The organism is Rhodoblastus sp. (assembly GCF_019449565.1).
In the GTDB taxonomy this organism is placed as follows: Bacteria; Pseudomonadota; Alphaproteobacteria; order Rhizobiales; family Beijerinckiaceae; genus Rhodoblastus.
Genome location: NZ_JAGRPM010000057.1, coordinates 127,838 through 141,447, shown reverse-complemented (window position 1 = coordinate 141,447; position 13,610 = coordinate 127,838). Strand labels below are relative to the sequence as shown.

General features: G+C 65.6%; 12 protein-coding genes. 1 reads left to right on the top strand and 11 read right to left on the bottom strand.

The window, feature by feature from the left end; translation table 11 throughout:
* Positions 1–2: 2 nt before the first annotated feature.
* The 11 genes from QZ409_RS13375 to QZ409_RS13325 form a co-directional block, all read right to left on the bottom strand.
* Complete coding sequence (locus QZ409_RS13375) at positions 3–983, bottom strand: glycosyltransferase family 2 protein (protein WP_296712110.1); 981 nt, start codon at positions 981–983, stop codon at positions 3–5.
* Between the two features lie 133 nt (positions 984–1,116).
* Positions 1,117–3,273 (bottom strand): polyribonucleotide nucleotidyltransferase, encoded by a 2,157-nt coding sequence (gene pnp, locus QZ409_RS13370; protein WP_296712107.1) that lies wholly within the window; start codon positions 3,271–3,273, stop codon positions 1,117–1,119.
* Positions 3,274–3,477: 204 nt separating this feature from the next.
* Entirely contained in the window at positions 3,478–3,747 is a 270-nt protein-coding gene (gene rpsO, locus QZ409_RS13365) for a 30S ribosomal protein S15 (protein WP_283365739.1), read from the bottom strand.
* Positions 3,748–3,938: 191 nt separating this feature from the next.
* Positions 3,939–4,844 (bottom strand): tRNA pseudouridine(55) synthase TruB, encoded by a 906-nt coding sequence (truB, locus tag QZ409_RS13360; RefSeq protein WP_296712100.1) that lies wholly within the window; start codon positions 4,842–4,844, stop codon positions 3,939–3,941.
* Positions 4,841–5,296, bottom strand: a complete 456-nt coding sequence (gene rbfA, locus QZ409_RS13355) for a 30S ribosome-binding factor RbfA (RefSeq protein ID WP_296712097.1) — start codon at positions 5,294–5,296, stop codon at positions 4,841–4,843. Before rbfA ends, truB begins: the two co-directional genes overlap by 4 nt.
* Positions 5,297–5,502: 206 nt before the next feature.
* Positions 5,503–8,229, bottom strand: coding sequence for a translation initiation factor IF-2 (infB, locus tag QZ409_RS13350; RefSeq protein ID WP_296712250.1), 2,727 nt, complete (start codon positions 8,227–8,229; stop codon positions 5,503–5,505).
* Between the two features lie 5 nt (positions 8,230–8,234).
* Positions 8,235–9,005 carry an RNA-binding protein gene (locus tag QZ409_RS13345; protein WP_296712096.1) on the bottom strand — a complete coding sequence of 257 codons (771 nt, stop codon included), beginning with the start codon at positions 9,003–9,005 and terminating at the stop codon, positions 8,235–8,237.
* 21 nt (positions 9,006–9,026) lie between these two features.
* Positions 9,027–10,637: a transcription termination factor NusA gene (nusA, locus tag QZ409_RS13340; RefSeq protein WP_296712093.1), complete on the bottom strand. Its 1,611-nt coding sequence runs from the start codon at positions 10,635–10,637 to the stop codon at positions 9,027–9,029.
* 21 nt (positions 10,638–10,658) lie between these two features.
* A complete protein-coding gene (gene rimP, locus QZ409_RS13335) occupies positions 10,659–11,480 on the bottom strand; it encodes a ribosome maturation factor RimP (RefSeq protein ID WP_296712091.1) in 822 nt (273 codons plus the stop codon).
* A gap of 175 nt (positions 11,481–11,655) precedes the next feature.
* The gene (locus QZ409_RS13330; protein WP_296712088.1) at positions 11,656–12,204 is read right to left on the bottom strand and encodes a pyridoxamine 5'-phosphate oxidase family protein; all 549 of its coding nucleotides are present in this window, start codon (positions 12,202–12,204) and stop codon (positions 11,656–11,658) included.
* Positions 12,205–12,214: 10 nt separating this feature from the next.
* Complete coding sequence (locus QZ409_RS13325) at positions 12,215–12,574, bottom strand: MmcQ/YjbR family DNA-binding protein (protein ID WP_296712085.1); 360 nt, start codon at positions 12,572–12,574, stop codon at positions 12,215–12,217.
* Between the two features lie 62 nt (positions 12,575–12,636).
* Here QZ409_RS13325 and QZ409_RS13320 point away from each other — a divergent pair, with 62 nt between their 5' ends.
* A complete protein-coding gene (locus QZ409_RS13320) occupies positions 12,637–13,605 on the top strand; it encodes a KpsF/GutQ family sugar-phosphate isomerase (protein ID WP_296712082.1) in 969 nt (322 codons plus the stop codon).
* Positions 13,606–13,610 lie beyond the last annotated feature (5 nt).

The following is a 13,610-nucleotide window of genomic DNA, read 5'->3' as shown; positions in this document are numbered from 1 at the left end:
GTTCAGCGACCGCTCATGAACGGCGTGCGCTCCACCGGAGTGGCGGCGCCGACTTCGTCTTCGATCGGGAAGGGCGGATATTGCAGATAGGCGAGGAAGCGCATCTCGCGACGTCCCCGGCTGACAGTGTCCAGAACCATGCCGGAAACCAAGCTCAGCGCGGAAAGCAGCATGATTCCCATTGAAAGCACGGCGGACGGCATGCGTGGCACCAGGCCGGTTTCCAGATAAGTGACGAAGACCGGAATGGAGATCGCCACCGAAGTGGCGGCGAGGGCCAAAGCGAGCAGGCTGAAAAAGAGCATGGGGCGTTCGTGACGCACCAGTTTTAGAATCATCATCAGAATGCGCCAGCCGTCGCGATAGGTGCGTAGCTTGCTCTGCGAACCCTCGGCGCGGTCGCGGTAAAGGCCGCGCACATGGCCGACGGGCATGGCTGCCTCCAGCGCATGTATGGTCAGTTCGGTCTCGATATCAAAGCCTTGGGACAGCGCCGGGAAGGATTTCACAAAGCGGCGGGAAAATAATTTATAGCCAGAAAGCATGTCGAGCACGCGACCTCCGAAAATACCCCGCACCACGCCGGTCAGGACGTCATTGCCGAAGCGATGCCCGCGCCGATAGGCTGACTGGCCGATTTCATGGCGGATGCAATTGACGATATCGCAGGGGCCTTTTCGCGCGAGCGCGATCATGTCGTTGGCGGCGCTGACGTCGTAAGTGTCGTCGCCGTCGACCATCAGATAGAAGTCGGCGTCGATGTCGCGGAACATGCGCCGCACGACATGGCCTTTGCCCTGCTGGCTTTCGTGGCGGACGATCGCGCCGGCGGCCCTGGCGGCTTCGGCGGTGCGGTCCCGCGAATTATTGTCGTAGACATAGACCGTCGCGCCCGGCAAGGCGCGGCGAAAATCCCGCACCACTTTGCCGATGGCGGCTTCTTCTTGATAGCAGGGGATCAAAACAGCGATTTTGGGCGTCATCGACGGGGTTCAGTCTCGCGAGAGGTAGCTGGCTCCCCAAATTAGCGCGCCGGCATTAAAGAAAGCCTTGCCCGGACAAAAGAAAAAGGCGGCCGTCTCGCGACGTCCGCCTTTTCCTTGGAATGTTGGAGGCTCAGGCCTGTTCTTCGGCCGCTTCAGCCTTGGCTTCCGCCTTGGCCTTGGCTTCAAGATCCTCGCCGGTGGTCTGGTCGACGACGCGCATCGAGAGACGGACCTTGCCGCGATCGTCGAAGCCCAGCAGCTTGACCTTCACCTTGTCGCCTTCCTTGACCACATCCGTGGTCTTGGCGACGCGCTGGCTGGACAGCTGCGAGATGTGGACGAGACCGTCCTTGGCGCCGAAGAAGTTCACGAAAGCGCCGAAATCGGTGGTCTTGACGACCGTGCCTTCGTAAATCTGGCCGACTTCCGGATCGGAGGCGATGGACTTGATCCAGGCGATCGCCGCCTTGATCGAATTGCCGTCGGCGGAGGCGATCTTCACGGTGCCGTCGTCGTCAATGTTGATCTTGGCGCCGGTCTTTTCCACGATCTCGCGGATGACCTTGCCGCCCGAGCCGATCACTTCGCGGATCTTGTCGGTCGGAATCTTCATCGTCTCGATGCGCGGGGCGAATTCGCCCAGCTCGGCGCGGGCGCTGGTAAGCGCCTTGGCCATTTCGTGCAGGATGTGCAGACGACCGCCCTTGGCCTGGCCGAGAGCGACCTTCATGATCTCCTCGGTGATGCCGGCGATCTTGATGTCCATCTGCAGCGAGGTCACGCCATGCTCGGTGCCGGCGACCTTGAAGTCCATGTCGCCGAGATGATCCTCGTCACCCAGAATGTCGGAGAGCACCGCGAAGCGCTCGCCTTCCAGGATCAGGCCCATGGCGATGCCGGCGGTCGGGCGCTTCAGCGGAACGCCCGCGTCCATCAGCGCCAGCGAGGCGCCGCAAACCGTCGCCATCGAGGACGAGCCGTTGGATTCCGTGATCTCTGACACGACGCGGATCGTGTAGGGGAACTCGGCCGCCGTCGGCAGCATCGGATGGACCGCGCGCCAGGCCAGCTTGCCATGGCCGATTTCGCGGCGGCCGGGCGAACCCATGCGGCCGGTCTCGCCGACGGAATAGGGAGGGAAGTTGTAGTGCAGCAGGAAGTTTTCCTTATAGGTCCCTTCCAGCGAGTCGATGTATTGCTCGTCCTCTCCGGTGCCGAGCGTCGCCACGACCAAAGCCTGGGTCTCGCCGCGGGTGAAGATGGCGGAGCCATGGGTGCGGGGCAGGACGCCGACCTGGGCGACGATCGGGCGCACGGTGCTCAGATCGCGGCCGTCGATGCGGATATGGGTGTCCAGAATGTTCCAGCGCACGACCTTGGCCTGCAGGTCATGGAACACTTCCGCGACCTTCTGCTTGTCGAACTTGGCTTCGCCGTCAGCGGGGAACAGGGCGGCCGTGACCTTGGCCTTCACGGCGTCGACGGCGGCGTAACGCTGCTGCTTGGCGGTGATCTTGTAGGCTTCGCGCAGCTCGGCTTCGGCGATGTCGGCGACGGCCTTTTCGATTTCGCTCTTGTCGACGAGGACGAGGTCGCGCGGCTCCTTGGCGGCGCGCTCGGCGAGGCGGATGATGGCGTCGATCACAGGCTGGAAGGCGGCGTGGCCGGCCATGACGGCGGCGAGCATGGTCTCTTCCGAAAGCTCCTTGGCTTCCGATTCCACCATCAGCACGGCGTCGGCGGTGCCGGCGACCACGAGGTCGAGGTCCGAGGTCTTGGCCTCGTCGACCGTCGGGTTCACCTTGATCTCGCCATTGATAAAGCCGACGCGGGCGGCGCCGATCGGGCCCATGAAGGGCACGCCGGACAAGGTCAGGGCGGCGGAGGTCGCGACGAGGGCCAGAATGTCCGGGTCGTTCTCGAGGTCATGGCTCAGGACCGTGACGACGACCTGGGTGTCATTGCGATAGCCGTCCGGGAAGAGGGGGCGGATCGGACGGTCGATCAGGCGCGAAATCAGCGTCTCACGCTCGGAGGGACGGCCCTCGCGCTTGAAATAGCCGCCGGGAATGCGGCCGGCGGCGAAGGCCTTTTCCTGGTAGTTTACGGTGAGCGGGAAGAAGTCCTGGCCGGCCTTGGGCGCCTTGGCCGAAACGACCGTGGCCAGCAGGGTGGTTTCGCCATAGGAGGCGAAGACCGCGCCATCGGCCTGGCGCGCGATGCGGCCGGTCTCCAGCGTCAGCTTGCGCCCGCACCAGTCGATTTCCTCGCGATGAATCTCGAACATTTTTTTCGTCTTTCGTGGATGGGAGAAGCGCCACACCATGAGCAAGACGGCGAGACGTCGCCTTGTGCGGCGTCTGGCAATCCTGCCATGGCCCGAACGCTTCGTCCGGTTGGACGGGCGGCCCCTGCCGCCGGCCCCTTTTGCGCGGCTTTTGCCCCGCGATATCGAAAAACGCGGCCGGACAAGCCGGCCGCGCGGGAAAATTTAACGGCGGATGCCGAGACGCCCGATGAGCGTCTTGTAGCGGGCTTCATCGCCCTTCTTGACATAGTCGAGAAGCTGACGACGCAGGGAGACCAGCTTGAGCAGGCCGCGACGCGAATGGTTGTCCTTCACATGCGACTTGAAATGCTCGGTCAGGTTCGTGATGCGCTCGGTCAAAATGGCGACCTGCACTTCCGGCGAACCGGTATCGCCCGGCTTGGTGGCGTATTCCGTAATGAGCGCGGCTTTGCGCTCGGCCGTGATCGACATCGAATGTCCTTTCGTTGTTGAAGAACCGCTGCGCGTGGGGCCGCTCCGGGATGTCGTCCAGGGAGGTCAAACGCGAGCGCCGCCGCAAGCGCGAGCCGGCGGCGAAGTGCGCCTTATACACGAAAATTGTGGCGGGGCCAGCCCGAAGGCGTTTTGCGCGCGTAGGAGGCTTTTAATGGCGGCCGGTTTGCTTAGAACGGCAGGTTGAACACGCGGTTCGGGACGAACTCGCCGGCTTGAACCTGTCCGGAGGCGATCACCACGCCGCCGCAGACGGCATAGGCGGCGCCTTCGGCCGGGGCGTCGCGGCCGCGCAGGATGACCGACTGGCCGCGCCGGGCGCGGGTCGCCGCCGTGCGGTCGAGCAACAGGCAGGGCAGCTCCGTCAGGCCAGCCTCGACGCCGAGCAGGTCTTCATGGGCCAGTTCCGGCGCCTCCAGTAATTCCGCCAGCGGCGCGGAGGTCTCTTCGCTGAACGGGCCGACGCGGGTGCGGCGCAGCGCGGTCACATGGCCGTAGCAGCCGAGCGCGCGGCCGAGATCGCGGGCGATGGCGCGGACATAGGTGCCCTTGCCGCATTCGGCCTCCAGCACCGCCTGGTCGCGGTCCGCCGCGACGAGCCGCAGCGCATGGATCGTGATGGGGCGGGGCGCGAGATCGACCGTCTCGCCGTCGCGGGCGAGATCATAGGCGCGCTCGCCATTGATCTTGATCGCCGAAAAGGCCGGCGGGCGCTGCATGATCTCGCCGGTGAAGCTCGGCAGCAAAGCGGCGATGGCGGCGGGGTCGGGCCGCGCGTCGCTCGTCTGGACCGCATGGCCTTCGGTGTCGTCGGTGTCGGTCTCCACGCCCCATTGTACGGTGAAGCGATAGGCCTTTTCGCCGTCCTGCACGAAGGGCACGGTCTTGGTCGCCTCGCCAAAGGCGATCGGCAGCACGCCCGAAGCGAGCGGGTCCAAGGTGCCGGCGTGGCCTGCCTTCTTGGCGTTGAACAGGCGCTTCAGCCGGGAGACGGCCTGGGTCGAGGTCAGCCCGACCGGCTTGTCGAGCACGACCCAGCCATTGACTTCGACGCGGGTGGAGCGCGGCGCGTTCACGGCGCGTCGTCCCCTTTTTCCGCGCCGTCGCCCTGATCGTCTTCCGAGCCGTCTTGCCCGGGCGCGGCGAGATCCTGCGCGACCTTGGCCGTTTGCAGCAAGGCGTCGATCTTGGCGGCGTTGGCGAAGGATTCGTCCACCCGGAAGCGGATTTCCGGCGCATATTTCAGATTGACCTGATGGGCGACCTCGGTGCGCAGATATTTCTTGTGGCGCTCAAGGATTGTCACGATCTGGTCCTGCGCCTTGCCGCCGAGCGGCATGACATAGACGGTGGCGAGCTTGAGATCGGGGCTCATCTTGACCGTGGGTACGGTGACGACCAGCCCGGCGAGATCGGGATCGTTGATTTCGCCGCGCGACAGCAATTGCGCCACGGCGTGGCGGATCAGCTCGGCGACACGCAACATGCGCTGGCTCGGCTCGCCGCCCTTTTGATGAATTCTGGACATTTTTGCCTCGTGAGAGCGCCGCCGCCTTGAGCGGCGGCAATTATCTCTGCGTATTGGCGAAGGGGCGCTCGCTCGTCCCTCCCGCTCGGCCCGCGGGACGAGCATGGGAGCGACTGCGACCAAACGCCAGTCGAAAGACAGGCGTCTTTGGACGCCCTTCGGCTGATGCGAGGGGCGCCGAACCGCATCGCGGTTCGGCAATGTTATCAGAGACTCCGCTTGATTTCCTCGACGCGGTAGCACTCGATGACGTCGCCCTGCCGCATGTCCTGGTAATTCTCGAAGGCCATGCCGCATTCCTGGCCGGAGGCGACTTCCTTGACCTCGTCCTTGAAGCGCTTGAGGGTCGAGAGCTTCCCCTCGTGCACCACGACATTGTCGCGGATGAGGCGGACGTGCTGGCCGCGCTCGACGACGCCGTCGGTGACGAGACAGCCAGCGACCTTGCCGACCTTCGTAATGGTGAAGACCTCGCGGATTTCGGCGTTGCCGAGCATGGTCTCGCGCAGGGTCGGCGCGAGCAGGCCGGACATGGCCGCTTTCACATCGTCCACGAGATTGTAGATGATGTTGTAATAGCGGATTTCGATGCCGAGCTTTTCCGAGGCCTCGCGCGCTTCCTTGTGGGCTCGGACGTTGAAGCCGATGACCGCGGCCTTGGAGGCTTCGCCGAGCGCGATGTCGGATTCGGTGATGCCGCCGACGCCGGCGTGGACCACGCGCGCCGCGACTTCGTCGGTGCCAAGCTTCTCCAGCGCCGCGCAGATCGCTTCGACCGAGCCTTGCACGTCGCCCTTGATGACCAGCGGGAATTCCTTGCGGCCCGCAGTCTTGAGCTGGCTCATCATGTCGGCGAGCGAGGAGCGCGCCGAACCGCCGCGCGCGGCGGCCTGATCGCGCTTCTGGCGTTCGCGATATTCGGTGATCTCGCGGGCGCGGGCTTCGGACTCAACGACCGCGACGCGGTCGCCGGCTTCTGGCGCGCCGCCGAAGCCGAGGATTTCCGCCGGGAAGGACGGGCCGGCATGGACGCAATTGACGCCCTTGTCGTCGATCAGGGCGCGCACGCGGCCCCATTGCGAGCCGGCGACGACGATATTGCCGACGGCCAGCGTGCCGCGCTGGACCAGAACGGTCGCGACCGGGCCGCGGCCGCGGTCGAGGCGCGCCTCGATGACGGTGCCTTCGGCGGGGCGCTCGGGATCGGCCTTGAGGTTGAGCACTTCCGCCTGTAGCGAAATGGCTTCGAGCAGCTTGTCGAGATTGGTCTTCTGCTTGGCCGAAACCTCGACTTCCAGCGTGTCGCCGCCCAGCGATTCGACCTGCACCTCATATTGCAGCAGTTCGGCGCGGACGCGCTCCGGCTTGGAGTCGGGCTTGTCGATCTTGTTGATGGCGACGATGAGCGGCACGCCCGCCGCCTTGGCGTGGCTGATGGCCTCGATCGTCTGCGGCATCACGCCGTCATCGGCCGCCACGACCAGCACGACAATGTCGGTGACCTTGGCGCCGCGGGCGCGCATGGCGGTGAAGGCGGCATGGCCGGGGGTGTCGATGAAGGTGATCTTGCCGCCCAGCGGCGACTGCACCTGATAGGCGCCGATGTGCTGGGTGATGCCGCCGGCTTCGCCGGAGACCACATTGGCCTGGCGGATTGCGTCGAGCAGCGAGGTCTTGCCGTGGTCGACATGGCCCATGATGGTGACGACCGGCGGACGCGAAACGAGGCTCTCCTCGGCGTCCGGCGTGTCGAACAGGCCTTCCTCGACGTCGGATTCAGCCACGCGCTTCACGGTGTGGCCGAGTTCGGAGGCGATCAGTTCGGCGGTGTCGGCGTCGATCACGTCGGTGATCTTGTGCATCTGGCCCTGGCGCATCAACAGCTTGATGACGTCCACGCCGCGTTCCGACATGCGGTTGGCGAGCTCCTGAATCGTGATCGTCTCAGGCAGGACGACTTCGCGCGACAGGCGCTCCTTCTGCTCCACGACGCCCTTGAGGCGCTGGGTGCGGCGACGGAAGGCGGCGACGGAGCGCGTGCGCTCCTCGCCGTCGCTGGCGAGCGCGGTGGTGACGGTCAGGCGGCCACGCGACTTGGCTTCGGCGCCGCGCGCCGGCTTGACGGCCGGCACGGCGAGCTTGGGCTGGATCGGGGTGCGGCGCAGGCCGAGCGGCGCGGGGGCGCCCGCGCCGGGAGCGGCGGGCGTTGTCCGGCCTTCGGCGGCGGCCGGGGTCGGCGTGGCCGACGGGGCCGGGGCGGCGGGACGGGGCGTGTTGAAGACGATCTGCTGCGGACGGCGCGAATTGCCCGACGGGGTCAGGGACAGGCCATGCTCGCCCTCGGTCGAGGCGGGAGCGGCGGGCGCGGCGCCCGGGGTGAGGCGACGGCGCGCCTCATCCTCGGCGCGGCGCTTGGCTTCCAGATCGCGCTGCAGGCGCGTTTCTTCTTCCTTCTTGCGGGATTCCGCCGCTTCGCGCTCGGCGCGTTCGCGGTTTTCACGCTCGGAGCGGGCGCGGGCCTCGGCCTCCTGGCGCTTGCGGTCTTCTTCCTCACGAACGCGGGAGTCGTTCAGGGCGCGGGCGCGGGCGTCGCGCTCGTCATCAGTCAAGGTGCGGAGGACGACGCCGGTCTGCGGGCGCGGCGGAGTCGGCTTGACCGGCGGGCGCGCCTGGGCGGGCGCGCTCTGCTGGACAGGAGCGGCAGGGGGAGTCGGCGCGGCGGCGGCCGGCCTCGGCGCGGGCGCGGCCGTGGCGCCGGGCGCTTTCGGCGCTTCATGGGCGCGACGCTTCACCTTCTCCACCACAACCGCCTTGGTGCGGCCGTGCGAGAAGCTCTGGCGCACGACTCCCTGCTCGACCGGGCGCTTCAACGACAAGGTCTTGGTCGGAGGCACGGTCAGGGTTTTGTCGCCGGAATTGTTAGAATCGTTCATATCGCTCATGCGTCCCCGGAATCTCGCCCGTTGCTGTCTCGACCGTTCGCGCCATCGGCTTCGAAGTCCTGCTCCAAAGCCTCGGTCGTTGTCAAATCTTCGCCCCCGTCAGGGGCCGCCGCTTCGCCGTCGCCGCGATATAACGCAAGTCGCCGTGCGGAAGCGAGAAAAACCTTCGCCGCGGAGCCAATGCCCAGCGCGGCGTGAACCACATTGCCGCGGCCGAGCGCGGAATCGAGTTCATCCGTGGTGAGGAGATCGATGTCCGGCGGCATGCTGTCGCCGAAGCGGCGGCGCAGCGCCTGACGCAGCTTGCGCTTGCCGTCCGGCGCGCCGTCGACAGCATGAATCAGCGCGGCGATCTTGCCCGAGCCGATGGCGCTTTCGACCTTGGCGAAGCCGGTGGTCACGAGGCCGGCCTTGTTGGCCAGCGCGAGCCCTTGAGCGGCGTCGCGCCGTATCAGCGTCTCGATCAGCTCTGGAAGATCGGGTGAAGCAAAAGCCTTTTCGCGCAAGCCGCGCGAGAAGAGCTGCTTCTTGACGGCCTGGGCGACCAGCGCCTTTGACAAGCCGACCCAGACGCCGCGTCCGGGCAATTTGCGCTTGAGATCTGGAACGACAGCCTGATCGGGGCCGAGGACGAAGCGGATCAGCTCGTCAGGCGCGCCGGTCTGGCGCGTGACGACGCAGGTGCGCTCTTCCGGCGCCTCTCCCTTGCGGGGAGCGGCGACGGGCGCGACCAGATCCTGTTTCGTCTCCAGCGTCAAAGCCAGCATGCCCTTTCTCGCGGCCGCGCATCACGCGGTCTCGCCGTCCTGTTCAGTTTCAGCGGCCTCGTCTTCCGCCGGGGCGGCGAGATCGGCCTCATCGACCCAGCCCATCTTGACGCGGGCGCGCATGACGATGGCCTCGGCCTCGTCGCGGCTCACGTCGAGACCGTCGAGGAAGCCTTCGGTCCGCACGTTTTCGCCATTCCGCTTCTCGGTCCAGCCAACCAGATCGTCGGTGGCGCAACCGGCGAGATCCTCGATCGTCTTGACCTCGTTCTCGCCGAATTTCACCAGCATGGCGGTGGTGACGCCTTCGATCTCGCGCAATTCGTCCGACACGCCAAGTTCAATGCGGCGGGCGTCCTGCTCCGCCTCGACGCGGGCCAGATATTCACGGGCGCGGTTCTGGATTTCCTCGGCGGTGTCGGCGTCGAAGCCTTCAATCGCCGCGACTTCGGAGGTATCGACATAAGCGAGTTCGTCGACGCTGCGAAAGCCTTCCGAGGCCAGCAGCTGGCCGACGACTTCGTCCACGTCGAGCGCCTGCATGAAGGACTGGGTGCGCTCGATGAATTCCTTCTGGCGGCGCTCGGATTCCTCGGCCTCGGTCAGGATGTCGATATCCCAGCCCGTGAGCTGCGAGGCGAGGCGCACGTTCTGGCCGCGGCGGCCGATGGCCAGCGACAGCTGATCGTCCGGCACGACGACCTCGATGCGCGAGCTGTCCTCGTCCAGCACCACCTTGACGACTTCCGCCGGCTGAAGCGCATTGACGATGAAGGTCGCGGCGTCGGCCGACCAGGGGATGATGTCGATTTTCTCGCCCTGCAATTCATTGACGACCGCCTGCACGCGCGAGCCGCGCATGCCGACGCAGGCGCCGACCGGATCGATCGAGGAATCGCGCGAGGTCACGGCGATCTTGGCGCGCGAGCCGGGATCGCGGGCGACCGAGCGCACCTCGATCACGCCGTCGTAGATTTCCGGCACTTCCTGCTGGAACAGCTTGGCCATGAACTGCGGATGGGTGCGCGAAAGGAAGATCTGCGGCCCGCGCTGCTCGCGGCGCACGTCATAGACATAGGCGCGCACGCGGTCGCCGGGGCGGAACAATTCGCGCGGGATCATTTCATCGCGGCGGATGATCGCCTCGGAGCGGCCGAGATCGACGATGACATTGCCATATTCGACGCGCTTGACCACGCCGTTGATGACGTCGCCGATGCGGTCCTTGAATTCCTCGTACTGGCGGTCGCGCTCGGCCTCGCGCACCTTCTGTACGATGACCTGCTTGGCGGATTGCGCGGCGATGCGGCCGAATTCGATCGGCGGCAGGGTCTCGGCGATCCAGTCGCCGACCTGCGCGGCCGGATTGCGCTTGCGGGCGTCGGCGAGCAGGATCTGGGTGGCGTCGTTCTCGATCTGGTCGACGACCAGCATCAGGCGGGAATAACGCACTTCGCCGGTGCGCGGATTGATCTCGGCGCGGACCTCGGTTTCCTGGCCATAGCGGGAGCGCGCCGCCTTCTGCATGGCGTCTTCCATGGACGCGAGCACGATCGAGCGGTCGATCGACTTGTCGCGCGCGACGGCGTCGGCGATCTGCAAAAGTTCAAGCCGGTTGGCGCTGACGGCCATGGGTGTTCTCCTGATAAGTCGTTATTTGCTTGTTGGACGGCGGACCGAAGGGTTCTTGCCGCCGCCGCCTTTTTTGAATTGCGCCCGTACGCCAGCCGGGAGGACGGGTTTCGATTTCGTGCTCGCGCCGAAGCCTTTTTTACGTGGCGCCGCCGCAGTTTTCTGTGGCGCGTCCCCGTCAAGGCCTTCCTCGCCCTCGGCCCCGCCGTCGCCCTGCGCCAAAGCCTTGGCGGCGCGAAGGGATTCTCGGATCAGCGCCTCGGTGAGCACCAGCTTGGCCTCGTCGAGGTCGCGCAGGGCCAGTTTCGGCAGCTTTTCCTCGTCGGGGCCGGCGTCCGGCCGCTCGATGGTCAGGACGCAATCACGTCCCACGCCCTCGACGGCGCGGATCGGCCCGCGAAAACGCTTGCGGCCGCTCACATGCGCGTGGGCCAGTTCGATGCGGGCTTCCTTGCCGAGCGCGCGGCGGAAATCCGAGGCTCGCACGAGCGGGCGGTCGAGGCCCGGCGAGGAAATTTCCAGCCGATAGGCCTGTTTGATCGGGTCCTCGACGTCGATCACCGGCGACAAGGCGTCGTGGATCTCTTCACAATCGTCAATGGTGAGCGACCCGTCGGGCCGCTCGGCCATAATCTGGACGGTGGTTCCCTGTCCCGACATCACTTTGACCCGCACCAGGCGGTAGCCCATTGAATTCAGCACTCGCTCGCTCAGCGCGGCGATCCGCGCGGCGACGCCGGTCTCTTCGACGAAGCGCGCCTCATCCAGCGGCGCATCCACGGTCTGGAGCGGCGCGTCGAGATCCTGCGCAATTTGGGCGTCTGAGTCCTGCGTTTGGTTCAAATGGTTGTTCCGAATGGGTCCGGCAAGTCGCGAATAACAAACAAGCCGGGAAAACAAAAAAGAGCGGGTCCCGCCTGGGCCCCACTCCCGCGCGGCCCTTACAGGCCATGACGAAGATGCTGACTGAACGCTATATAGTCCAAAGCCCATCTCGGCGCAAGGCCGCGCGACCCCGTCAATCGTCGAGCAGGCCGGTGGGCAGGCCGTCGAAACTCAGCGCGTTCTTCTCCCGCCAATAGTCGTTTATGCCGTCCTCGCCCTTCTTTTCCGCCCATTTGACCAGCGTGTCGCGCTGGCCGGCGAACTCCATCAAGGGCACGCCGAAGCCGCAAGATGTGATGATTTCCTCGACTGCCACATCGACGATCTGTCTCGCGCCCGGCAGTTCGGCGAAATGGCCTGCGAATTTGTCAAAGCCGGGGCGGCCGGCGCCGATGGTCCTGCCTTTTCCGTAAAGCCGCAGTATGTTCGGCGGGCCGGAAAAGCCGCAGAACATCAAGGTGATGCGATCGCTGAGGCGCAGATGCGCGGCCGTTTCGTTGCCGCTGCCGGTCAGGTTGAGAAAGGCGACGCGGCGCGGGCCGAGCACCGCGAAGGTCCCATCTAGGCCCTTTGGGCTGAGATTGACCCGGCCCTCCGGCCCGGCGGTGGCGACGAAAAAAATCTTTTGGGCGTCGATGAAATCTTTCAATTTCGCGTCGATCTCGTCATGCCTCTTGGCCATCGGTCGCTCCCTAAATCCCATCGAGCCCCAGTTCGCGCCGCTTCTTTCGGCTGAGGCCGCCAAGCACGAGACGATAGGATGCGTGGATCAATTCGCGCAATTCGTCTTGCGCGACAATCCCCGCCCGCGCCTCGATCCATTTCAGCCCGCGCGAGGCGAGATAAGGCGCTGGGCGAAAGCCTGCCTGCTCGGGCAGGATCATGAAGGCGATCTCGCTGACCTTGAAGGAATAAGCCGGGGCGTCTTCGCTCCCGCCGCCGATACAAAACACCTTGCCGCCGACCTTCCAGACATGGGATCCGCCCCATTGCATGACATAGGTTGTCGCGGGCAAAGCGGAGCAGAATGCGTTGTATTCTTCGTAGGTCATGGCCTCATTTGCCGTCTTGGCGGCGATGTTATAGGGATTTCGCCCGCACAATAGGGGATGCCATGAATCGCGTCGCGCTTGAAGCCGCCCGGAGAAGCGTCGAAATCGAAGAGGCCGGCGTCGCCAAACTGCGCGCGGCGCTCGACGGCGAATTGGGCGAAGCCCTGGAAAAAGCCATCGCCACGATCAAAGCGGCGCGCGGAAAAGTCATCGTCAGCGGCATGGGCAAGAGCGGCCACATCGGACGCAAGGTCGCCGCGACGCTGGCCTCCACTGGCACGCCCGCCTTCTTCCTGCATCCCGCCGAGGCGAGTCATGGCGATCTCGGCATGGTGACGACGGATGACGTTGTGCTGGCCTTTTCCTGGTCCGGCGAGACGGCCGAGCTTGCCGACCTGATCGAATATTCCAAGCGTTTCGCCATTCCCCTGATCGCCGCCGCCTCGCGGCGCGACAGCGCGCTCGGCCGCGCCGCCGATATTCTGCTGGAGCTGCCGCTGGTCGAGGAGGCCTGCCCCAACGGCCTCGCGCCGACGACCTCCACCACCATCCAGCTCGTGCTCGGCGACGCGCTCGCCGTGGCGCTGATTGAGGATCGCGGCTTTTCGGCGCAGGATTTCCGCCAGTTCCATCCGGGCGGCAAGCTCGGCTCGCGCCTGCACAGGGTGGACGAGCTGATGCACAAGGGCCTCGACATGCCCCTGCTGCCGGAACAGGCCTCCATGAGCGACGTCATCCTCACCATGACCGGCAAAAGATTCGGCTGCGTCGGGCTGGTGGATGGCGAGGGGCGCCTCGCGGGCATCATCACTGATGGCGACTTGCGCCGTCACTGGACCGACCGGATGCAGGACCAGCCGCCGGCGAAGATCATGACCCGCGCGCCGCTCACAGCGCCGCTCGGGTCGCTCGCCTCCTCGGCGCTGGAAGTGATGAACCGCAGGAAGATCACGGTGCTGTTCATCCTCGATGAAGGCAAGCCGGCCGGCATCCTGCACATCCACGATCTTCTGCGCGCCGGCGTGGCGTGATCGGG